Genomic DNA, 23287 nt, shown 5'->3' with positions numbered 1-23287 from the left:
GACGAAGAATTTGGAATTGAAATTAATTCAAACCAAACTCAGCTCTGTATTTTTCAATTGCATCTTTCAGAAGCTCAACACTTCTTTTAAGGTCTTCCTGCTTCAGGACATAAGCGATTCTTACCTGCTTTTTACCCAATTCCGGATTGCTGTAAAATCCTCCCATTGGCGCAACCATAACGGTCTCGTTGTTGTTGGAATAGCTTTCCAGAAGCCACTGAGCGAATTTGTCAGAATCATCAACCGGTAATTCTACACCACAATAGAAAGCACCTTTTGGTTTTGGACAAATCACGCCGGGAATTTCATTCAACAGTTCTACCAAAAGATTTCTTCGGCTGGTGTATTCTTCCCTTACTTTGGCAATATATTCCGCATCATTTTTGTGAGCAGCAGTGGCTGCAATCTGGCCTAAAAGAACAGGGCTCAATCTGGCCTGTGCAAAAAGAATGGCAGCATCGTGGATTTTCTTGGAACGGGTGATCATACAACCGATTCTCGCTCCACACATCGAATATCTTTTTGATTCGGAATCAATAACGATGACGTTTTCCGCAACTTCCGGGAATTCTAACATCGAGATCTGTTTTTCGCCGTCGTAAACATATTCCCTGTAAACCTCGTCCGAAATAATCACGATGTCGTGTTTCTTTGCAATCTCGGCCAGCTTTTGAAGTTCATCTCTTGAATAGAGGTAACCAGTCGGATTTCCGGGGTTACAAACGACAATGGCTCTGGTCTTATCCGTGATTTTTTTCTCAAATTCTTCAATTGAAGGCAAAGCAAATCCTGTATCAATAGTAGAAGGAACTGCTACAACGTTAATATTGAAAGTTCCGGCGAATCCATTATAATTCGCATAATAAGGTTCTGGAATAATGATCTCGTCTCCGTCATCGCAAAGCGTGGAAATTGCAAAATTCAAAGCTTCCGAACCACCGTTGGTTACAATAAAGTTATCAGGTGTTAGATCTGTAAATCCTAAAGAATGATAATAGTCGGTCAAAGCTTTTCTGTACTCGATATTACCTTCTGATAAGGCATATTCCAAAACTTTGAGGTCGATATTCTTTATAGCATTCAAAGCAGTTTCCGGTGTTTCGATATCCGGCTGACCAATGTTAAGATGATAAACTTTGATTCCTTTCTGTTTAGCTGCAGTGGCAAAAGGGACTAATTTTCTAACGGGAGATGCAGGCATATGCTGCGCTCTTTGCGATATTTTCGGCATTGTTTCTTGACTTTGGAGTACAAAAATAAGCTTTAATTTTTCAACAAAAAAAATTAGTACTTTTGATTTGAAATTAATTCTCCGATGCAGATTTTTGTTGATACCATAGAAGAATATATTTCTCAGATTCCTGAGGAAAGACGAAATGCTTTTAGAAAGTTGTTGGAAACTGTTGGCAGTAATCTTCCAAAGGGTTTTCAGCAGACGATGCAGTACGGAATGGCCACCTGGTGTGTTCCTTTGGAAACTTATCCTGCAGGTTATCATTGTGCGAAAAATACACCGCTTCCTTTCATCAGTGTGGCTTCTCAAAAGAATTTTGTAGCGTTTTATCATATGGGCATTTATGCGGATCCAAAACTTTTGGATTGGTTTGGAGGGGAGTTTCCAAAACATTCCAAAAAGAAATTGGATATGGGCAAATCCTGTATCCGTTTCAAAAAGATGGAAGATATTCCATTCGAATTAATGGGCGAGTTGTGTTCGAAAATCACTGTGGATCAATGGATTGAATCTTATGAGAAAAATTTCAAAAAGTAATTTACTTTGCTGTATTTTTGCGCTGTTCTTTTTAACAAGCTGCAAAACTTACAATACTTCGATTTTGGAAAACGGTGATTTACTTTTTGTTCCTGCTGCGGATTCCGGGTTATCCGGAGCGATTAACAATGTTACTCAGACAGAAAAGAAAACATCGTATGATCACATCGGGATTGTGAAAAAAGAAGAACATCATCTGTATGTGCTTCACGCAGCGCCAAAAGGTGGTTCACAAAAACAAAGGCTCAGTCATTTCATAAAAGAACAAACCAAATCCGGACAAGCTATCGACGTGTATCGCTTGAAATCGGCATTCAAATCATCCATTCCGGCTTCAATTTCCAAAGCGGAATCTTTGGTTGGAAAGCCCTATAATTTCAATTATATTTTGGACGATAACTCTTTTTATTGCTCAGATTTTGTAGAAAGAGCATTCCGGGATAATCAGATCTTCCAATTGGAACCAATGACCTTCGTTGACCCTAAAACAGGAAAGACCAATGCTTTCTGGGAAAAGTTTTATCACGACAAGAACCTAAAAGTTCCTGAAGGTGAACCTGGATGTAATCCCAATGGTCTTGCTGCATCCAACAAAGTTTACAAAGTAGGAGAGTTGAAATAATTTTTTAAATTTAATTCATACTTATTTGGTGGGAATTAAATAATTTCTATATTTGCAATAGATTTAGAATTAAATGATAAGCATATTCTCTCATATCATGATGTGCAATCCCAAATAGACATTTGGTAGGAGAGAATGTGTGAAAGCTCTGCCTTACCGGTAGAGCTTTATTATTTAAAATTTGAAATTATATGGATAAGACCAACAAATATTATACGGATGAGAACGTGGTGAGATTAACTGCGTTTCTGGTGATCGTGATCATCGCTGTATCCTTATTTTTCAAATGGTCTTTTCTGGTTTTGCTTTTAGTTTTTGATTTTGTATTGAGAGCTTTAGGATTATCGATTTCTCCTTTAGCTCTTTTTTCAAAATTTATTTTAAAAATACTGAATATCAAGCGTAAACCGATTTTTGCAGCACCAAAGAGATTTGCAGCAACATTAGGAACGGTTTTCACATTGCTGATTTTCCTATTGACAATTAACGGTTTTTATGACGCAGCTCTCGCATTAGGAGTTGTACTGATGATATTGGCCGGCCTGGAGAGCTTTTTCAAGATCTGTGTCGGCTGTTACATCTATCAGGTTGTCGTTGTTCCGATCCAAAATAAAATTAAATAATCCACCAAAAATATTACTATGATTTACAAACAAGAAACTACAAATAACGCTTTTTTCGCAACGCCGAAAAAAGAGATCATTCTGGAAATAGAGCTGAATGGGAAGATAAGATTTGATATTCTACTTTATACAATTTACAACCATTATAACATCAGTTACAAAATTGTGAATGCACACATCGAATATCTGAATGGGAATAATTTCGGGAATGTTAAACTCTTGTTGAAAATCACTCAGGAAGAAATAATTAAGATTGAAAACTATCTGGCGCAATACAAATTGTTGAGCAGCAAGATCGATGTTCTGCAAAAAAAGGAAGCTTCATAAAAGCTTCCTTTTTTATTTTTATAATAATTAATTGAATTATTATTAATCAATTCTTCTGATATCAGCACCAATTGCTCTTAGTCTTTCGTCGATGTTTTCATAACCACGATCGATTTGTTCGATGTTTTGGATGACCGATTTTCCTTCAGCAGAAAGTGCAGCGATCAATAGCGCATTTCCGGCTCTGATATCCGGCGAAACCATTGTTGTTCCTCTCAAAGGCGTTTCTTGATTCATTCCAATTACAGTTGCCCTGTGCGGATCACAAAGGATAATTTGAGCACCCATATCGATCAGTTTATCAACGAAGAACAACCTGCTTTCGAACATTTTCTGATGAATCAAAACAGAACCTTTTGCCTGCGTTGCAACGACCAGAATAATAGATAGCAAATCCGGAGTGAATCCCGGCCAAGGCGCGTCGGAAACAGTTAAGATAGACCCATCGATAAATTTTTGAACTTTATAATTTTCCTGAGAAGGGATGTAGATATCATCACCTCTTTGTTCCAATTCGATTCCTAATTTTCTGAATGTATTTGGAATAACGCCAAGCTGATTCCAATTAACATTTTTAATGGTGATCTCGGATTTTGTCATTGCTGCCAATCCAATCCAGGAACCGATTTCCACCATATCCGGCAGCATTGTATGTTCAGTTCCGTGTAGCTTATCCACACCTTCAATAGTTAAAAGATTGGAACCGATGCCGGTAATATTAGCACCCATTCTGTTCAGCATTTTACATAATTGCTGTAAGTAAGGTTCGCAGGCAGCATTGTAGATTCTGGTTTTTCCTTTTGCTAAAACAGCAGCCATTACAATATTCGCAGTTCCTGTAACAGAGGCTTCTTCTAGTAGAATGAATTTTCCGTTAAGTTCTTTAGCAGTTAAAGAGTAGAAAGCTTCTTCCTCATCATAAGAAAACTCTGCGCCCAATTCCACAAAACCTTGGAAATGCGTATCCAGACGTCTTCTTCCGATTTTATCTCCACCAGGTGTTGGCAAATAGGCTTCACCAAATCTCGCCAACATTGGACCAAGGATCATCACAGAACCTCTCAGTTTTGCGCCGTCTTTTTTGAATTCTTTAGATTTGATATAATCAAAATTAACTTCGTCAGCTTTGAAAGTATAATCGCCTTTTCCATTTTTGGTTACTTTCACGTTGAAATCCTGAAGAATCTCGATCAGTTTATTAACATCTTTGATGTCAGGAATATTGGTGATTCTCACTTCGTCCTCAGTCAAGAGAACAGCACAAAGAATTTGCAAAGCTTCATTCTTCGCACCTTGAGGCGTAATTTCTCCGCTCAATCTTTTTCCACCTCTTATTTCGAAAGCTCCGCTCATTATCTTCTTTTATTTTTATGGTTTTGGAAGTTATTTTTCCTTTTATTATTGTTATTATTTTGGTTTCTGTTATTTTGATTTCTGTTGTTGTTTCTGTTAGTGGCGTAATAGATTTTGCTCTTGTCCAGCGTATCCAGCCCTGTAAGATCCAGTCTGTTCTCTGATAACTCTTTCAAATGACGGAAAATGACATCATCCTGCACATGCTCTTTGTTATAGACATTATAGGATTTTTTCATATTGTTGGCAATCACCTGGATCAGAGCGTCTTTTTCATCGCCTTCTTCCAGGGCAATCGCTTTTTCAATCAATTGTAAAATGCTTTTTCCGTAAAATTTATAATCGTTATCCAAAGAAGGATAATCCATTTTTCTTGGTTTGGTGATCAGATCTTCAGCCGATACAATCGGATATGGTGAATCTACATCCAGGTCGTGGTTAGCAAGAATGAATAAGTGATCCCAAAGTTTGTGTTTGTAATTTTCTTCATCACGCAAATGAGGATTTCTTTGTCCCATAAACTCAACAATTGCAAGCGCCATTTCATTTCTTTCTTCTTTGGTCTGTAGCGTTTTACAATGTTCTACGAGCTGTTGTATATTGCGCCCATACTCGGGCATTAGTAACTGTGTTCTGTCGGTATTATATTCCATAATATTGCAAATATAAAAATATAAAATCAGAAAAGATTTTATTTTCAGATTTTACCAAAAACAAAAAAAGATTTGGGCGTATCCCTTTGTTTTTCCTGCACCAATTCCGAAGCTAAAAAACAAGCGGGTCGTGCTTTCCACTATATCTTTTTCTGCCAAGCTTTTCCCAAATTTAGAAAAAGGATGTCGTTGCAATCACTTACGCGTTTTCAATTCAGGAATTTTTTTTGTTGTTCAGCACTTGGTAAAAAACACTGATTAGCTGCCAGCTTTTTCCGGTTTCGGGAAATCAAACTGTAAAACTGATTGCCTATAAAGTCCGGGATTATTTTTCCAATCGTAGACAAAGAGTAGATTCCACCAATCTCAGTTGCGATTTTTAAAATGGCCTTATATTTTGTAAGATAAAAACTCTGCGGTTTCCAAAGATAAAGTGTGTCGAAAATCTGGTTCGGAAGATTTCTTTCGTTTAAAAATTTTTGTCCAAACTCAGATTGAAGAGAAGCAAATAGAAATTTATCATTTTTATCCTTTTCCAGAATCCATTGTACCCAATGATTGCAAAATCCGCATTCTCCGTCATAGAAAACAATATATTTATCTTTAAAACTGGCTGAGACTTCTGTTGTCATAACGGGTTGGTTTCTGTTTCTTTCTGTATTTTCCTAAAGTATTGCGCCAATTCTTTTCTTTGTGCATCGGTCAATTTTGCATTAGAATGCCCCAGCAGATAACTTTCCAGAGGCATTTTGCTTTGTTCCACATTTTCGGCAGCCTCTTCCAGTTTGTGCGCTTGTCTTTTCGGTTCATACGTTGCAAAAGTTGAAAAATTAAGCTCTTTTCTGCCTTCATCGATATGATTTTTCAGTAGCCATGCAACAGGCTGGATGTTACTGTAAAATGGATATTTAGTTTCATTGGAATGACAGTCGTAACAAGAGTTTCGAATCATTTTTGCAATCGGTTCGGGTGTGTTTTTGATTTTCAAAAAGTCCATTCCTTCATTGGTTGCAGGATTGGTTTTATCAATCGGAAAAAACTGAATCATAATAAAAGCTGCTAAAAGGACAATTAATATTTTTTTCATAGTTTGATTTTCAATAAAATTACAAAAAGCTTTCCAAAATACTTTGTAGTTTGAGAAATCATTATTCATTTAAATTCAGGACTTTGCAACTTCAAGCTCTAACCTTGTTTCTAAATTCGTATCTTTGCAAAAATTTTGGGCTCTTAAAGTAAGAGTAACCCATTAATAATCTTATTATTAAACAAATTTATGTCAAACATTGTCGCTATCGTTGGGCGCCCTAACGTAGGAAAATCCACATTATTTAACCGATTATTAGAAAGAAGAGAAGCTATTGTTGATTCTACAGCCGGCGTTACTCGTGACCGTCATTACGGAAAATCCGATTGGAATGGTGTGGACTTCACAGTAATCGACACAGGCGGTTATGATGTCGGAACAGACGATATCTTCGAGCAGGAGATTCGTAAACAGGTACAGTTGGCGGTGGACGAAGCAACTTCTATCATTTTTATGGTGAATGTGGAAGAAGGTCTTACCGATACAGATCAGGAAATCTTCGAATTATTAAGAAAATCCAACAAGCCGGTTTATTTGGTGGTAAACAAAGTAGATTCTTCCAAAGAAGAATTGCCGGCCACCGAGTTTTACCAGTTAGGTGTTGAAAAATATTTTACATTGTCTTCTGCAACGGGTTCCGGAACCGGAGAATTACTAGATCAGGTTGTCAGCGATTTCCCGACGACAGATTACAAGGATCCGTTCGAAGGATTGCCAAAAATCACGATCGCAGGTCGTCCGAATGTTGGAAAATCGACATTGACAAACGCTTTGTTGGATGTTGAGAGAAACATCGTTACCGATATTGCCGGGACAACAAGAGACAGTATTCAGACTTTATATAACAAATTCGGGCACGAGTTTGTGTTGGTGGATACAGCCGGAATGAGAAGAAAATCTAAGGTAAACGAAGATTTGGAATTTTATTCCGTGATGCGTTCCATTCGTTCTATCGAATATTCCGATGTTGTGATCATTATGGTAGATGCAACTTTGGGTTGGGAATCTCAGGATATGAACATTTTCGGATTGGCTCAAAAGAACAGAAAAGGTATCGTTATTTTGGTGAACAAATGGGATTTGGTTGAAAAAGAAACTAACACAATGCGTGATTTCGAAGCGGCTATCAAACATAAAATCGGTCAGTTCAATGATGTTCCAATTTTATTCGTTTCTGCTTTGACAAAACAAAGAATTCTGAAAGCAGTTGAGGTTGCAATGCAGGTTTATGAAGACCGTAAGAAAAAAATCAAAACTTCTAAATTGAACGAAGTGATGCTTCCTATTTTTGAAGGAACACCGCCACCGGCAATCAAAGGGAAATATATCAAAATCAAATATTGTGTGCAGCTACCAACACCATCGCCACAATTCGTATTTTTCTGTAATCTTCCGCAATATGTGAAAGAGCCATACAAACGTTTTACCGAAAATCAGCTTAGGAAAGAGTTTGGTTTTACCGGTGTTCCAATCGAAGTTTATTTCAGACAAAAATAATTTTCAACCCTTTCAGAGCTTAGGTTCTGAAAGGGTTTTTTTATTAATTTTAAATATTTATTAAAAATCGCAATAACTAATGCTTACAATATTATCAGATCAATTTTCACTTGTTAATTCCTGGATCAACGACCTTAGAAATATCGAAGTTCAAAATGACCGAATGAAATTCCGTAGAAATATGGAAAGAATCGGAGAAATTGCAGCTTTCGAAATCAGTAAAACACTCGATCAGAAAGAAATCGAAATCACAACGCCTCTTGATACAATCAGAGTTAAAGAAATCCAAACACAACCTGTTATCACAACTATTCTTAGAGCCGGAGTTCCTTTGTTTCAAGGGATTTTGAATTATTTTGATAAAGCGGATTGCGGATTTGTTGCAGCTTACAGGAAACATGATGCTAACGATTATTTCTCTATCAAACAAGATTATCTGACTTGTCCGAAATTAGACGGTCGTCCGCTTATTGTAGCAGATCCGATGCTTGCAACCGGCGCATCTCTGATTGAAGCGATTAAAGATTTGTTGACCAACGGAAAACCGACTTCCATTCATATTGTTGCAGCCATCGCAAGCAGACAAGGAGTTGAGACGATTCAGAATGCTTATCCGGATGCGAAAGTTTGGGTTGGCGCTTTGGATGAAAGTCTGACTTCAAAAGGTTATATTACACCAGGTTTAGGTGATGCAGGCGATTTGTCTTACGGCGGAAAACTTCAAAGATAATTATGAGTTACTAGTTATGAATTATGAATGATTTGAAAAACTCATAACTTATAATTCATAACTAATCATACGTCCATCGCCATTACCAAAATACTGATTTTTACATTCTTGGAATTATTGAGAATTTCCCACGCGATATTCGATATTGTGTTTCCTGTGGTGTAAACATCATCGATCAAAAGAATATGCTTATCATTGATATTTTCAGTCAATTGGTAAGCATTTTTTGTTTTCAGTCTTTCGGTTTGATTTTTCTTAGCTTGTGCACGGGAATGTTTTGTCCTTTTTAATAAAGTATGATTGACAGGAATCTGATAATGCTTCGACAATTCGTTTCCGAATAGATGAAGCTGATTATAACCACGTTGTTTCAGTTTTTTATAATGAAGCGGAACTGTTACGAGCAAATCTGGTTTGTTATCCCTAAAATTAATTCTTTCAGTGATCCATTTGGCCAAGACTTTTCCGATTTTTTCCCGATGATTATATTTAAGCTGATGAATGATTCTTTGTGCCAGACTTTCTTTTTCATAAAATAGAAGCGAGTAGGCGTTTTCTACGGGGATTTGTAATGATGCTTTGTCCATCAGGGAATTATTTCCGAAATAATTATGATTTGAAAAGTTGATTTTGTCCAAGCATAATTCGCAAACCACATCCTGCTTATCAATCAACTGATTGCAGTCCAGGCAACGATTCGGGAAAAAAAAATCAAAAATCACTGTTCTAAATTAATGATTTTCTGATTTTCTCAATCGATTTTTTCATATCAAGGTTGAATTGTTCCTTTTCCAGTCTTACAGGCTGCGCTTGTCTTACTTCGCAATTCAAAATACTGCAGCTTTCGCAGGTCACACCAACTTCAATGGTTTTCAAAGATGCGGATTTGGCGAAATTGATTTTTTTGAATGTTTGATTATTGAGCAATATTCCCAGGCAATAACTTCTGTTGCTTCCGTCAGAAAAAGGATTTTTTTGTGAAGTGGAAATTACAAGATAACTCACGCCCTGATCTTTATAGTGTGAAATCTGCGCGTCAGTCATTGTTTCGTTTTCCTTGAGATGATGCAGGTTTTTCACAGCAATCCATCGTCTGCAGTAATGTTCGTTGGTTGCATTGGAATGTGGTGCCTGCTGATGATTGAGATGGAGTTCTTTCAAAATCTGGATTTTGTCAGAATCATCTTTTTTTACAAAACATAAGTAAAACAAATCTTTGATTCCAAATTCTGAGGTCAGAACATTGGTTAATCTGTAATAAAATGTTTCCGGCGAATCTGTAAAATGGTTGATTAATGCTTCGAAATGCTGGGATTTCCATTGTTTTTCGTCAAAGAAATCGGAGGTTTTTTCAATCAGTTCTTTTTTCGAAATTAAAAAACATCCTGCAAAATAAGAAGCGTAAAAATTATTGAGAATTTCTTCAAAACTTCCAAAGTCCAGCCAAGAATAAGTATTGGGTCTTGGATTCAGTTTCAAAACATTGAAGCCAATTTCTTTTGCAAGGATAAAGATTTTTTGATTAAAGTCCAATCGATCATTCAAAAGCAATAATTTTTTTTCCGGAATATAAAGTGAACGAAGTTGATTCAAAGCATAATCGTCCGAAAAATCCTTTGACTGGATGTTGTAACCGAATTTCTCTTTCAGAAGGCTTTCAAGAATTTCGATTTTGAGGTTTTTATTGAGCTCCAGTTGATTTTCATTTGCAAACTGAATCGCTTTTTCCTCAACTTCGGGAAAATAGTTATCATATAATTCCTGAAAAGAACGCATCACGGCAAAATAAAACCGCTCTTTTCCTAAGTTGTAATTCTGAGAAATCTCGATTAATGCATTAATAAATGCCGTTACTTTTTTCGGTGCATCGCTGATGATACTGATGAGGTTATTCTTGTTGATTCCGAATAAATCCAATGGGATTTCCTTGAAAAAATCAGATTGCAGAACATCATTGATTGGTGTCAGACTTTTGTCCAGCTTGGTGGAAACCAAATCATCAAAAGTACAATTCAGAGCTTCCGAAAGCTGAATGATTTTGTCATGCTTCGGATACTTTTTCCCATTTTCTATTTCATTGAGATAGGATTTGGAAAGACCTGTTTTGGTTGCAAGGTCTTGTAGGGACCAGTTTTTTTTCTGTCTTTGTTGTTTCAGTTTTAGTCCGAAAACCACGCGTATATAGTCACTCTCTGCAATCATAGAATCAAAGATAAATATTAAAGCGATTATCCGCATAATAATTTTTATTAAAAATTAGCGAACGTTCGCTAATTGTGAAAATCTTTTTATATATTTGTTCAACCAAATCACAAAATATTTTAATTATGGAAACGATGAGCCAACTAAAAATTTTTCCGGATTCCAGATTCCAAGAGGTTTTTACTGATGAATTAATGGATTTTTTAATTAAACTTCATAAGAATTTTAATCACACAAGAATTGAACTCTTGGAAGAAAGAAAAAAAACACAATTGAAATTTGATTCGGGTGAGTTGTCATCTTTTCCATCAGAAACAATCCATATCCGAAACGGAGAATGGACGTGCTCAGAGATTCCTGAAGATCTTTTAGACAGGAGAGTGGAAATCACAGGTCCGGTTGACAGGAAAATGATTGTCAATGCACTTAATTCCGGAGCTAATGCTTTTATGGCAGATTTTGAAGACAGCAATTCTCCGACTTGGGAAAACTGTATCCAGGGACAGATTAATCTGACAGATGCCATCAATAGAAATATCGATTTTACTAATGAGCAAGGCAAATCTTACCAACTGAATAATGAGATTGCAACATTGATTGTACGTCCGCGAGGTTTGCATCTATCAGAAAAAAATATTGAAATTGAGGGCGAAAACACATCGGGTTCTTTGATAGATTTTGGGATTTATTTTTTTAGAAATGCTAGAGCTTTAATTGAAAAAGGAACAGCGCCTTATTTTTATCTTCCAAAATTAGAACATTACAAAGAAGCTCGTTGGTGGAATGATGTTTTCATTTTTGCTCAGAATTACCTGGAAATTCCGCAGGGGACAATCAAAGCAACTGTTCTGATTGAAACAATCACCGCTTCTTTCCAGCTGGACGAGATTCTTTTCGAGCTGAAGAACCACAGTTCCGGGCTTAACTGCGGACGCTGGGATTATATATTTTCTTATATCAAGAAATTCAGGAATCAAGCTCAGTTTTTAGTTCCGGATAGAGACCAAGTTACGATGACTTCACCTTTTATGAGTGCTTATTCCAAAAGAGTGATTGAGGTTTGCCACAAAAGGAATGTCCACGCAATGGGCGGAATGGCAGCGCAGATTCCTGTAAAAAATGATGATGAAGCTAATGAATTGGCTTTCGAGAAAGTAAGAAATGATAAAGAACGGGAAGTCCGGAATGGTCACGACGGAACCTGGGTTGCGCATCCGGCTTTGGTTTCTGTGGCGAAGGAGATTTTTGACCAATATATGCCGAGAAAAAATCAGATTGATAAAAAGTTTGACCACAAAATAAAAGAATCCGAATTGCTCGAAGTTCCTGCCGGAACAATTACTGAAAATGGCGTTAGAAAAAATATCAACATCGGAATTCTTTATATCGAATCCTGGTTGATGGGGGTTGGTGCAGCAGCTCTTTATGATCTAATGGAAGATGCCGCAACCGCGGAGATTTCCAGAACTCAGATCTGGCAATGGCTGCATCATAATGCTGTTCTTGAAGATGAAAGAACATTGACCAGGGAACTGGTTCTCCAATGGGAAATAGAAGAACTCTCCAGAATTAAGAAATACGTTGGAGAAGACCGGTATGCTAAAGGTAGATTTAATCTTGCGAAGGAGCTTTTCAATGAATTGATATTCTGCGGTAAGTTTGAAGAATTCCTCACTGTGAAGGCGTATCCATTTATTTAAAGAAACAAGAATAAAGAACAAAGACTTATGGGTTCAAGGATTAAAATCTTGAGTCGGTAATCTTTATTTCTGAAATTTAGAAATCATATCACACCAAATCACCAAATATTATTATGAAAACAAAACAAGAACAGATCCAGGCATTGGAAAAAGACTGGCTGACAAATCCGAGATGGATTGGCGTTACGAGACCTTACACAGCGGAAGATGTGCTGAAACTAAGGGGTTCTTACAAACTGGATTACACGATTGCGACAGAAATGTCCCAAAAGCTTTGGGATAAACTTAATAACCAGGATTGGGTTGCCGGACTTGGCGCTTTGACGGGAAATCAAGCTGTGCAGGAAGTGGATGCCGGATTGGAAGCTATTTATCTTTCGGGGTGGCAAGTTGCAGCAGATGCTAATCTTTCCGGAGAGATGTATCCGGACCAGTCACTTTATCCGGCAAATTCGGTTCCGTCTGTAGTTAAGAAGATCAATAATGCATTGTTGAGAGCGGATCAGATCCAATCGGTTAACGGAGGTGGAGAGAAGGAGTATCTTGTTCCGATTGTTGCTGATGCGGAAGCTGGTTTTGGCGGCAACCTGAATGCTTTTGAATTGATGAAACAAATGATAGAAGCTGGTGCGGCTGGCGTTCATTTCGAAGACCAATTATCATCTGCTAAAAAATGCGGACATCTGGGTGGAAAGGTTTTGGTTCCTACTCAGGAAGCGATTAATAAACTGATTGCGGCGAGATTAGCTGCAGATGTTTGTGGTGTTCCGTCTGTGATTGTTGCAAGAACTGATGCTGATGCGGCGGATTTGCTAACTTCTGATATTGATGACAGAGATAAAAAATTTGTGACGGGAGAAAGAACATCGGAAGGTTTTTATGTTGTGAATAACGGTGTGGAACAAGGGATTGACAGAGGTTTGTCTTATGCGCCTTACGCCGATCTGATCTGGATGGAAACTTCAAATCCGGATTTGGAATATGCAAGACGATTTGCAGAAGGGATTCACGCTAAGTTTCCAAACAAAATGCTGGCCTATAACTGTTCACCTTCTTTTAACTGGGCTGCAAAACTGACAGTTGAGGAGATGGAAAACTTCCGTGAAGAGTTGGCAAAAATGGGATACAAATTCCAGTTTATAACATTGGCAGGTTTTCACGCTTTGAACACAGCTATGTTTGAGCTGGCTTATGCTTACAAAGAAAGAGGAATGGCCGGTTACTCCGAATTGCAGGAAAGAGAATTTGCGCTTCAGTCAAAAGGTTTCCGCGCTGTGAAACACCAATCTTTTGTTGGGACAGGTTATTTTGACGAGATCCAAACAATTGTTACCAGCGGAAAATCTGCAACTGTTGCAATGAAAGACTCTACAGAAACGGCACAGTTTCATTAAGGCTCATAATCTATATTATAATTGTTGAATTTTCGAAATAGGTCAACAAAAAAACCCTGATTTCATTGAAATCAGGGTTTTGAATTTTGTGTAGATAATGATCAGTACATCAATTTGTAATATTCATCTGCCATTCTGTCGCTGTTGAATTGATATTTAACATCATCCATCGCGGTTTGTACAATCTTTCTCCATTGATTCGGGTTCTCATAATACGTTGGGATGATTTGGTTTTCCAGAACATCATAAAGATTATTCAGGTCAAATTGATCCTGTTCGATTTGTGGCCAGTTGTGATAATCTGCCTTTGGAACGACGAAAGAATTTTCGCCATGTTTTGCAAATTCCGGAATCCAACCGTCATCAGTCGAGAGATTCACAGAACCGTTCATAGAAGCGGTCATTCCACTGGTTCCGGAAGCTTCTCTTGGAACTCTCGGATTGTTGAGCCAGATGTCAGAGCCTTGTTTCAGGGATTTACTCAAAGATAATTCATAACCTGTAAGAACTGCCATGTTTTTATGATTCTTACTTTCCTCAACCAGATTGTTGAAAGTAGAGATTGCACCGTAATCCATCGGGTAAGGTTTTCCTGCCCAGATGATCTGAACCGGATATTTGCTGTTTTCCAGCATTTTCCTGAAGCGTTCTTTATCAGCTAAAAGAAGATCTGCTCTTTTGTAACCGGCGAAACGTCTTGCCCAAACAATGGTCAATACGTTTGGATCAAACAATTTTCCTGTTTGGTCTGCGACGATTTTAAACATTCTTTTTTTAAGATGTTTCTTGCGGTAATCGAAAAGGGTGTCATCACTTTCATCCTTGGCATCGTATAAGGGCTTGTCTGCCCAATATTTGAATTCCTGAGCATTAGTAATGGATTTGATCTCACAGATTCCCGGGTATTTGCTCCACATATCTCTGGAAACCACACCATGGAGCTGTGAAACGCCATTGGAAATTCTTGACATTCTCAATGCGCAAAGCGAGTGATTGAAACGGTCGTCGTTTACACCTTCTATATTTTTAACCTCATCAATGCTTAATCCGCAGAAATAAGACATGTCGTGACAAAGGTGGATATTATGTTTTTCGTTCCCTGCTTCTTCAGGAGTGTGTGTAGTGAAAACTAATTTTTCTTTCACTTTAGCAAGGTCTCCACCATATTTTCTTAATAAGTAAAATGCTGCTGGTAAACCATGAGCTTCGTTCAGGTGGTAAACATCTCTTTCGAAGTTCATCTCATCCAAAAGCTTTGCGCCTCCTTTACCAAGAAGAATGTACTGAGCCAGTTTTGTAGATTCGTTAGCATCGTATAATTTATGAGAAATTGTTTTTGATAAATGATCGTTTTCCGGTACATCTGTACTCAGAAAGAACATTGGGCAGGTTTTGAAAGTTTCAGGATTCAGATACCAGACTTTTACCCAAACTGGTGCATTATGAATTTCAATCTGAAATTTGATGCCTGTATCTTCCAAAAAGCTGTACATTTTTTTTGTCCAGATCGGGTTCAGGGTTTGATCTGCATTTCGGCTTTGGTCATAGTAGCCATATTTCCACAAAATCCCGATTCCCACGAAATCTTGTTTTAAGTTATAAGCACTTCTCATATGAGATCCTGCCAGGAAACCAAGCCCGCCACTGTAGATCTTGAGCGCCTGGTCTATGGCAAATTCCATAGAGAAATAGGCGGTTCTTTTGGAGTAGCTTGGATTGATGCTGTAAGGCATCTTGAAGTTTTTGAAATCCATAGTTCGTATATATATTTTAAGGTCGTCTATAAGCTTGCAAATATAATAATTAGTTTTTGGATGAGCTGCAGTTTGCTAGATTCGTGCAACAAGGCTGGGTTCAAGTGTTTTGGTTGTCATATTACAAAATGAAAATTGCATTGCAAAAAAAATGAACTTTGTTCCCTGAAAACCTCTTACAGGTATCTTACACTTTGTAACATTAATTTTAATTAATATAATTATTTTGTAATCAATAATTTACTAACTTAGAACAGGTTTAATTTCTAAAAGAAATGTTATGATCTTTTGCGAGGACCTTAATAAAAATCTGGAGATCTGTGTGGCTTCTAAGAATAAGAAGACTGATGATCTGGTGAAATGGTATGATTCTATCGGTAACGCCAACCTGCACGAGCGCGAAGAATACCAGAAAAAAACCGAATTGCTGCTGCTCAATACATTGTTCCAGCATTATCCAGAAATGGAAATCGAAAACCTGACAGGAGAAAGCCCTGATTTTATCATTAATTATAAAGGAAAGCGGATCGGGATAGAAGTTTCGGAGATTATCAACCACTTCGAGCTCAAAAAAAAAGAAAGTTATATTAATCATATTTTTCGTACTGTGGAAAATCTTTTGTCAGATTACAAAAGTCTCTATGGTATTTATCATCTTAATATCGATTATTTTCAGGATGATTTTTATTTGCAGCCGGAACAGTTAATCAAAGAGATCTCATCTGCAATTACTAATAATAAGAGAACCAAATTTGTTAAATCTATAAGAAGAACGCCTAATCAGAAAGGCGTTCTTTTGTTTTTGGAATATAACCTGTCCTTGTTTGATGAGCTTCATTCTGATAAGATCCTTGAAATCATTGAAAAGAAAAATTCCAAATATCCGCTCTATAACCACAAGACTAAAGAATGTTGGCTTATTCTGGTTTCCAATATGTATAATATCGCTTCACGGTACAGCTATATCAATGGGAAAGAAGCACTCAAAACAGTGAAAAGCCCTTTTACAAAAATCCTTCATCTTGAGAATCTCTATAGTGAGATGATGGTGATTAAATAGTTTTCGGCAAACAATAGATTTGTTTTTTAATTAAGAATATAAGTTGTTTTAAACTAAAGGTTAAATGTTTGTAAAATTTAAGAAAATGGAATTTTAACAAATACACTTTATCCACAAAATTAATGGGATTTTGGTGGTGTTTTTACATTTGTATTAACATTTTAAAACTCAGGCTTTTGCTTTTATTATACGGTTATATTTGCTTGCTTAATGAAAACAAATGCTATGGAACAAAGTTTATTCTCTGCGAGAAAACATTTTCTTTTAAAGTCCGTTAAGGCTTTTTTCTTTTTTTTGTTGATTGGTGTAAAAACGGTTGCTCAATATTCGGGCACAGGTACATTCACCAAAGTTTCTGCAGCGGCTGATTTAACAGATGGGTATTATGTGATTGCTTATGGGACTACTTTTGCGATGAACAATACTTATACCAGTAGTACCTATTTTGCTAATACGTCGATTTCACCTGCTTCTGGTACAACGTTAACAAATCCCTCGAAGTCTATAGTCTGGAAAATCGAAACTAATGGATCTGGAAAAACAATATATAATGAGGAAACGGCTGTATATGCCTCTTATACCGGATCGAGCAATAATGTACAAGCTGTAACCTCAGTAAGTGGTAATAACCAGAGATGGAATATTACCTATGTTAGTGGTAGTTTATTTGGAGTTCAGAATTTAGGTGTTACATCAAGGTATTTGCAATATAATACTTCTTCGCCCAGGTTCGCCTGCTATACAGGAACTCAACAGGATATTACTTTTTACAAAATGGCTTCTGCAAGCTATACCGTTACATTCAATGGCAACGGCAGTACTGGAGGTTCAATGGTTTCACAGTTGGCTGGTTCTTCAACAGCTTTGACGGCTAATGCTTTTACTAAAACCGGATATAGTTTTGGAGGATGGGCATCATCTGTTGCTAATGCTGCATCTGGAACGGTGGCTTATGCCAATCAGGCTACATATCCTTTCACAAGTAGCGCAACATTATATGCAATATGGAATTTTGCAATTAATTATAATAGTAACGGAGGTACAGGTACTATTGCATCACAAACGGGTTATTATAATGGAAGTGCCGGTACAGGTACGCTTACATTAAATAATGGTTCTGGTTTTACGAGAGCAGGTTATACCTTTGGTGGATGGAAAACTTCAGCAGCCGGGACAACTGCCAATTATGCAGGCGCAGGCAGCTATACGCATTCCGGATCTGGTGCATCAGTAACGCTATATGCACATTGGGTGCCTGCGACATATACCCTTACTTATGACGGTAATGATAATACCAGTGCGGTAAGTACAGTTCCTGCAAGTGATACCTTTACTGCAGGACAAAATCCTGGGATTATATTGGCAAATCCGGCAACGCTTACTAAAACCGGTTATGTGCTTGCCAGTTGGTATAGTATTCCTAATGGTGTTTCAGGAGGAGTAGTTAACACGCCTGGATCTAATTATGGTCCGGCGCCTATGCCTAATAATAATGTCACAATATATGCCAGATGGCGATTCTCTGTTTCTTATGATAGTAATGGTGGTTCGGGAACAATTTCTAGCCAGGATGGGTATTATAACGGAACTATAGGTGTTAAATCGGGTACGATTACATTGAACAATGGTGCGGGCCTAACAAGGTCAGGTTATACCTTTGGTGGATGGAAAACGAATGCCGCCGGCACTACTGCGGATTATAACGGAGGAGATGTTTATGTCCATTCGGGGGTTAATACATCAATAACGCTCTATGCACATTGGATACTGAATGAATCTACACTTACTGTAACACCGGATTTGCTGTCGGGCTTCAATTATGTAGAAAGTCATGGTCCTTCTGGGGCTCAGGTATTTACATTAGACGGAATTCATTTGGATGGATCAGCGGTCAATCTTTTGCCTGGAGATGATTATGAAATCTCTTTAGATAACGGAAATGTCTGGTTGAGTTATGCTGACGCACCAGTGCCGGTTTCTTATGCTGGATCTACACTTTCAAAATCGGTATTGGTTCGTTTGAAAGCCGGATTGCCTGCGGGAACATACAGTAATCCTAGTAATAATATCATTGCTGTAGAAGGCGGCGGAGATGGTTCCGGTCCTATTGTGAAATTACAGGGAACAGTATCACCTTGCCTTGCACCCACAATACAATCATCGGTGGTGTCATTTTCTTCCGTAACATCATCGGGAATGACGGTTAATTTAACTGCAGGAGATGGGATTGGTAGAGTAGTGGTTGTCAATACAGCTAATAGTTTTACAAATCCTGTTAGTTCTAATGTTCTTCCAACGGCTAATAATATTTATTCAGGTGGAGAGCAAGTTATCTATGCAGGAGTAGGAAATAGTGTTTCTGTTACGGGTCTGGCATCTTCTACAACTTATTATTTCAGAGTTTTTGAATATAATATCTGTTCGAACAATTATATATATAATGTAGCAGCTGCTACAAATAATCCAAGAAGTCAGGCTACAGTTTGTGATATACCGCTTAATCCAAATGGTGAGATTACACCTTCAGCAACCCCGAATTGTGGTAGCGCGGTTTTGATCTACGAGCACGGTACGGCTCAACCCCAATCAGGAGTTATCTATTATTGGCAGGCTACAGCTTCCGGAACATCTTTGGCAAACCCGGTTGTTTTCGTCAATGGTTCGGTAGTTTCCGAACCCTTCGAAGTGACATCTTCGGGGTATTATTACGTTCGTGCATACAATGGTAATTGCTGGAGTACGGGTTCATACGCTATGCAATCACAGGTTGTTATCAGTACTTCTGCTAATATCAGTATACAGCCAGCTGATCAAAGTGTAGTGTCAGGTGGCAATGTAAGTTTTACGGTAACCGCATCAGGAACTGCACCTTATACTTATCAATGGCAGGAAAGTGCAACTGGTATGGTCGGCTCCTGGACAACAGTTGGCACGAACGCAACATATACTCTTATAAATACACCAATAAGTAAAAACGGATACAAATATCGAGTTATCATAAGTAATGCCTGCGCAAGTAAAACATCTAATGTTGTAACACTTACGGTTACACAGGGGCCTTGTTTAACGGAAAGTTTTACTAATATCCCTACAGCCAGTTCAACTTCTTACCAAAACCGTAGCTGGACAGGAGATAATGGTGGGACTTGGACAGCGACAGATGCAAGAACGGATCAGACTATAACAGGTAAAGCAATCACTATACGCAGTGGTATATTGACTTCTCCATCTGTTAATAATGGTATTGGTAGTATTACAATGACAACCAAACTTCCTTACACTGACAGTTCTGGAAATCTGGTTGTTAGAGTTAATGGAAATATAGTGGGTAATATTCCTTACTCTTCTAGTGTTCAGACTACTACTTTATCTGGTATCAATATTTCCGGATCGGTAGTAGTGACTGTTACGAGTTCCGGATCGCGTGTTGCAATAGATGATTTGAGTTGGACATGCTATACCGAAGCTTGTACGCCGTCACCAATTACAGCTTTCCCTGCAAATGGCCCTACAAATACCATTATTACAATTACAGGAGCTAACTTTAATTCTTCATCAACAGTTAAATTCGGGACAGCAAATGCAGTAGTAGAATTCATAAGCGCAACACAACTAAAGGCCACTGTTCCTGCAAATGCTGATGGTAATATCATTGTAGATACAGCTTTGGATTGTGATTCTGAAACAGCTTTTACATTAATTAATAATGATAGTTCAGGGTGCGAATCTATAGCTGGCGGGTCCGGAAGTTCTAATGCATCCGATATTATTATTTATGAGGTTTATGATGAAAATGGTGGCAACGGAGGGGTGGTTACGCTGTATAATAGAACAGGAGCAACAGTGGATCTTTCGGGTTACTCGATTCAGAGAGCATCGACTTATGGAGGAACTTACACAACTTATGCTAACCTTACCGGAACTATTGCTTCCCAAGGTATTGCTGTGATAGATGTCAGCTCTTCAAGGTGTGGTTATGCGCCAACAGGTAACGGAAGTTTTGGAGCAACTGGTTTTAATGCTGATGATGGTTTACGATTAATGAAAAATTCAGTTATTATTGATGATTTCAAGGCGCCTAGCTATATAGGATATTATCTCAAAAGAAAGAATAATTTCCTATCGCCAAGAACAACTTTTGCAGATAACGAATGGACGACTGAAGATATTGATCAGGATGAATGTCTCACAGGAGTTGTTGCACAGCCTCCTGTTGTTAAAACTCCGCCTGTAATTACAGCACAGCCTTCATATGCTGTTAACTGTGATGTTGTTAATGCGTCTTTGGCTCTTACTGCTACGGAAGGTCTTGCCGGAGGTAATGCTTTAACTTACCAATGGTATGTTTTGGGAATTACTGGTAGCTGGACTGCTATTGTTGATGGTGGTGTGTATTCCGGAGCAACTACTCAGACTTTAATGATAGATGATGTTAATGGTCTTAATAATTATCAATATTACTGCCAGGTAAGAGAAAATACGCAGACATGTTACACGGCAACCCGTGCAACTCAGATTAAAGAAGCTACTAATACCTGGGTAAGCAATGTCTGGACGAATGGGACGCCTGTTTTGGGAAGTAAAGTTGTTATTGCCGGAAGTTATAATACCCAGACCAATGGCGCTTTGGATGTTTGTGATCTGACCGTCAATGCGGGTGGAGCTTTAAGAGTGAAACCAAATTTCCCGGTGACTGTCAAAAAGAAAATTACGAATAATGGCTCTGCAGTTAACTTTATTATAGAAAGTGATGCGAATCTGATCCAGACTGATAATGTAATCAATGAAGGAAATGTTCAGGTTCAAAGATATGTAACAGATATGAATAATATCTCGACACACATGGATTATGTGTATTGGAGTTCGCCGGTTAGCGGGCAGGTTATCAAAGGAGCAACAGGTTTTTCGCCAAATACTCCTGTCAATGGTTACTTACAGTATAATGAGTCTAATGATAAATTTACGGTAACTAATGACGCGACTTTTATTGCCGGTAAAGGTTATGCGATCCGTGCAGAAACAGGAACCAATGGCTATACGAAAACATATAACTTTAATGGTGTTCCGAATAACGGTAATATTCAATATCAAAATTTGAAGTGGACAGATGCAAATCATGGATTTAATTTGGTTGGTAATCCTTATCCTTCTAATATCGATTTTGATTTGTTGTACACACTTAACCCAACTAAAATATTTTCTACAGTTTGGTTCTGGACTAATAATAGTTATACGGCAGAGCAGGTTGGTTCTGGTTATAATGGGAATAATTATGCCGTTTACAACGGAACAGGCGGGTCACCGGCAACTTATAATCCTGATAATCCTTATAATGGTTCCGTTATTCCGAATGGGAAAATCCAAATAGGTCAGGCTTTCATTATCCAGGCAAAAGCTGGCGGCAAAGATCAGCCTTTGGATTTCAGCAATAATATCAGGATAACTGATAATGGTAACTTTTATCAGAAAACAACTAAGAATAGGTTTTGGTTAACGATGACTTCGCCTTCTAATTTGGTCAATACCATTCTTATAGGTTATATTAATGGAGCAACTGATAATTATGAAACTGATTTTGATGGAGAGCTGTTTACAGTAGGTTCTGATTCTTTCTATTCTGTATTAGGTGCAAAAAAATTGGCGATCCAAGGTAAATCTAGTAACTTTTCAACAGAGGATGTTATCACTTTAGGAAACGTTTTTGCGGTTGATGGAACCTATAAGATCAGGCTTCAAACCGCAGAAGGGTTGTTTGATAATAATCAGAAAATCTATTTGAAAGATAAGCTTCTTAATAAATATATTGATCTCAGTAACAATGAAAGCTATGATTTTACAGCAACAAAAGGAGCAAACAATACCCGTTTTGAGATTGTATATAAAGCAGAAACGCTAGGAAATAATGGAACCGGTAAATCTGATTTCCAGGTTTACAGGAATGGACAAACTTTTGTGGTTGAATCTTCTCAACAACTTGATAAAGTAGAATTATTTGATGCCGGCGGAAGGCTAATCCGGCAACTTTTTTCCAAAGAGAAAAAACTTGTTATTGATGCTAATAATTTACCTTACGGCGTTTATATTCTCAATGCTGAAAACTCCGGTGATGTAAGAACCAAAAAATTAATTAAGTAACAAATCTGATCAATATCAATAAAAGCCATCTCAGCGAGATGACTTTTTTGCATGATTTTATTTAATCGGATGTTTGATTTTTTTTCATTAAAAATAATACTGATATCATTTATAAATTCTTATATAATCTATTATTTATTTGTTTTTTAGAAAAAAAATGAATTAAAATTATCAGTATGAAATTTTTTTATCTGTCATTGTCGTATAATTATGTAATATTTGTTTTTTCAACAAAAATCACAATATTTATTATTATAATACATTTTTTTTAAAATAAATATTTTTTTTATGTAAAAAATTCAAAATAATTTATACATTCGCTTCATCATAATAATCAACGCAAATGGAATTTGTATTAAAAAAATTATACATCTAAAAT

At 37.4% G+C, this 23287-nt stretch carries 18 protein-coding genes; 10 read left to right on the top strand and 8 right to left on the bottom strand.

Annotated elements, in window-relative coordinates:
* Positions 1-22: 22 nt before the first annotated feature.
* Positions 23-1231, bottom strand: coding sequence for a pyridoxal phosphate-dependent aminotransferase (locus QOL71_RS13110; RefSeq protein WP_283417357.1), 1209 nt, complete (start codon positions 1229-1231; stop codon positions 23-25).
* Between the two features lie 84 nt (positions 1232-1315).
* On the opposite strand from QOL71_RS13110, the gene QOL71_RS13105 reads away from it, so the two are divergent.
* The 4 genes from QOL71_RS13105 to QOL71_RS13090 all read left to right on the top strand — a co-directional run bounded on the left by QOL71_RS13105 (position 1316) and on the right by QOL71_RS13090 (position 3343).
* Positions 1316-1771, top strand: a complete 456-nt coding sequence (locus QOL71_RS13105; RefSeq protein WP_283417356.1) for a DUF1801 domain-containing protein — start codon at positions 1316-1318, stop codon at positions 1769-1771.
* Positions 1749-2393 carry a YiiX/YebB-like N1pC/P60 family cysteine hydrolase gene (locus QOL71_RS13100; RefSeq protein WP_283417355.1) on the top strand — a complete coding sequence of 215 codons (645 nt, stop codon included), beginning with the start codon at positions 1749-1751 and terminating at the stop codon, positions 2391-2393. Before QOL71_RS13105 ends, QOL71_RS13100 begins: the two co-directional genes overlap by 23 nt.
* Positions 2394-2584: 191 nt before the next feature.
* The gene (locus tag QOL71_RS13095) at positions 2585-3016 is read left to right on the top strand and encodes a DUF4395 domain-containing protein (protein ID WP_283417354.1); all 432 of its coding nucleotides are present in this window, start codon (positions 2585-2587) and stop codon (positions 3014-3016) included.
* Positions 3017-3034: 18 nt separating this feature from the next.
* Complete coding sequence (locus tag QOL71_RS13090; protein ID WP_283417353.1) at positions 3035-3343, top strand: NIL domain-containing protein; 309 nt, start codon at positions 3035-3037, stop codon at positions 3341-3343.
* 42 nt (positions 3344-3385) lie between these two features.
* On the opposite strand, the gene murA is transcribed toward QOL71_RS13090, so the two are convergent.
* The 4 genes from murA to QOL71_RS13070 form a co-directional block, all read right to left on the bottom strand.
* Positions 3386-4696, bottom strand: coding sequence for a UDP-N-acetylglucosamine 1-carboxyvinyltransferase (murA, locus tag QOL71_RS13085; protein WP_283417352.1), 1311 nt, complete (start codon positions 4694-4696; stop codon positions 3386-3388).
* The gene (locus QOL71_RS13080; protein ID WP_283417351.1) at positions 4696-5349 is read right to left on the bottom strand and encodes a DUF4290 domain-containing protein; all 654 of its coding nucleotides are present in this window, start codon (positions 5347-5349) and stop codon (positions 4696-4698) included. Before QOL71_RS13080 ends, murA begins: the two co-directional genes overlap by 1 nt.
* A gap of 209 nt (positions 5350-5558) precedes the next feature.
* Positions 5559-5981, bottom strand: a complete 423-nt coding sequence (locus QOL71_RS13075; RefSeq protein ID WP_283417350.1) for a thiol-disulfide oxidoreductase DCC family protein — start codon at positions 5979-5981, stop codon at positions 5559-5561.
* Positions 5978-6436: a heme-binding domain-containing protein gene (locus QOL71_RS13070; RefSeq protein ID WP_283417349.1), complete on the bottom strand. Its 459-nt coding sequence runs from the start codon at positions 6434-6436 to the stop codon at positions 5978-5980. Before QOL71_RS13070 ends, QOL71_RS13075 begins: the two co-directional genes overlap by 4 nt.
* A 189-nt stretch (positions 6437-6625) precedes the next feature.
* Here QOL71_RS13070 and der point away from each other — a divergent pair, with 189 nt between their 5' ends.
* On the top strand, positions 6626-7933 hold the full coding sequence (gene der, locus QOL71_RS13065) for a ribosome biogenesis GTPase Der (protein WP_120212797.1): 1308 nt from the start codon (positions 6626-6628) through the stop codon (positions 7931-7933).
* Between the two features lie 79 nt (positions 7934-8012).
* On the top strand, positions 8013-8663 hold the full coding sequence (gene upp, locus QOL71_RS13060) for a uracil phosphoribosyltransferase (RefSeq protein WP_283417348.1): 651 nt from the start codon (positions 8013-8015) through the stop codon (positions 8661-8663).
* Between the two features lie 65 nt (positions 8664-8728).
* On the opposite strand, the gene QOL71_RS13055 is transcribed toward upp, so the two are convergent.
* Positions 8729-9385, bottom strand: coding sequence for a ComF family protein (locus QOL71_RS13055; protein WP_283417347.1), 657 nt, complete (start codon positions 9383-9385; stop codon positions 8729-8731).
* 4 nt (positions 9386-9389) lie between these two features.
* Positions 9390-10865 carry a helix-turn-helix domain-containing protein gene (locus tag QOL71_RS13050; RefSeq protein WP_283417346.1) on the bottom strand — a complete coding sequence of 492 codons (1476 nt, stop codon included), beginning with the start codon at positions 10863-10865 and terminating at the stop codon, positions 9390-9392.
* A 125-nt stretch (positions 10866-10990) separates the two neighbouring features.
* Here QOL71_RS13050 and aceB point away from each other — a divergent pair, with 125 nt between their 5' ends.
* Together aceB and aceA are read left to right on the top strand one after the other, a co-directional pair.
* The gene (aceB, locus tag QOL71_RS13045; RefSeq protein WP_283417345.1) at positions 10991-12565 is read left to right on the top strand and encodes a malate synthase A; all 1575 of its coding nucleotides are present in this window, start codon (positions 10991-10993) and stop codon (positions 12563-12565) included.
* 113 nt (positions 12566-12678) lie between these two features.
* Positions 12679-13959 (top strand): isocitrate lyase, encoded by a 1281-nt coding sequence (gene aceA / locus QOL71_RS13040; protein ID WP_283417344.1) that lies wholly within the window; start codon positions 12679-12681, stop codon positions 13957-13959.
* 101 nt (positions 13960-14060) lie between these two features.
* Here aceA and glgP read toward each other — a convergent pair whose 3' ends face one another.
* Positions 14061-15713: an alpha-glucan family phosphorylase gene (gene glgP, locus QOL71_RS13035; RefSeq protein WP_283417343.1), complete on the bottom strand. Its 1653-nt coding sequence runs from the start codon at positions 15711-15713 to the stop codon at positions 14061-14063.
* Between the two features lie 280 nt (positions 15714-15993).
* Between glgP and QOL71_RS13030 the strand changes: the two genes are divergently transcribed.
* The gene (locus QOL71_RS13030) at positions 15994-16773 is read left to right on the top strand and encodes a hypothetical protein (RefSeq protein ID WP_283417342.1); all 780 of its coding nucleotides are present in this window, start codon (positions 15994-15996) and stop codon (positions 16771-16773) included.
* A gap of 225 nt (positions 16774-16998) precedes the next feature.
* Positions 16999-22908 (top strand): InlB B-repeat-containing protein, encoded by a 5910-nt coding sequence (locus tag QOL71_RS13025; protein ID WP_283417341.1) that lies wholly within the window; start codon positions 16999-17001, stop codon positions 22906-22908.
* Positions 22909-23287: the final 379 nt, after the last annotated feature.

Source organism: Epilithonimonas pallida (assembly GCF_900182975.1).
Classification (GTDB): Bacteria; Bacteroidota; Bacteroidia; order Flavobacteriales; family Weeksellaceae; genus Epilithonimonas; species Epilithonimonas pallida.
This window is presented reverse-complemented; position numbering and strand designations above follow the sequence as displayed.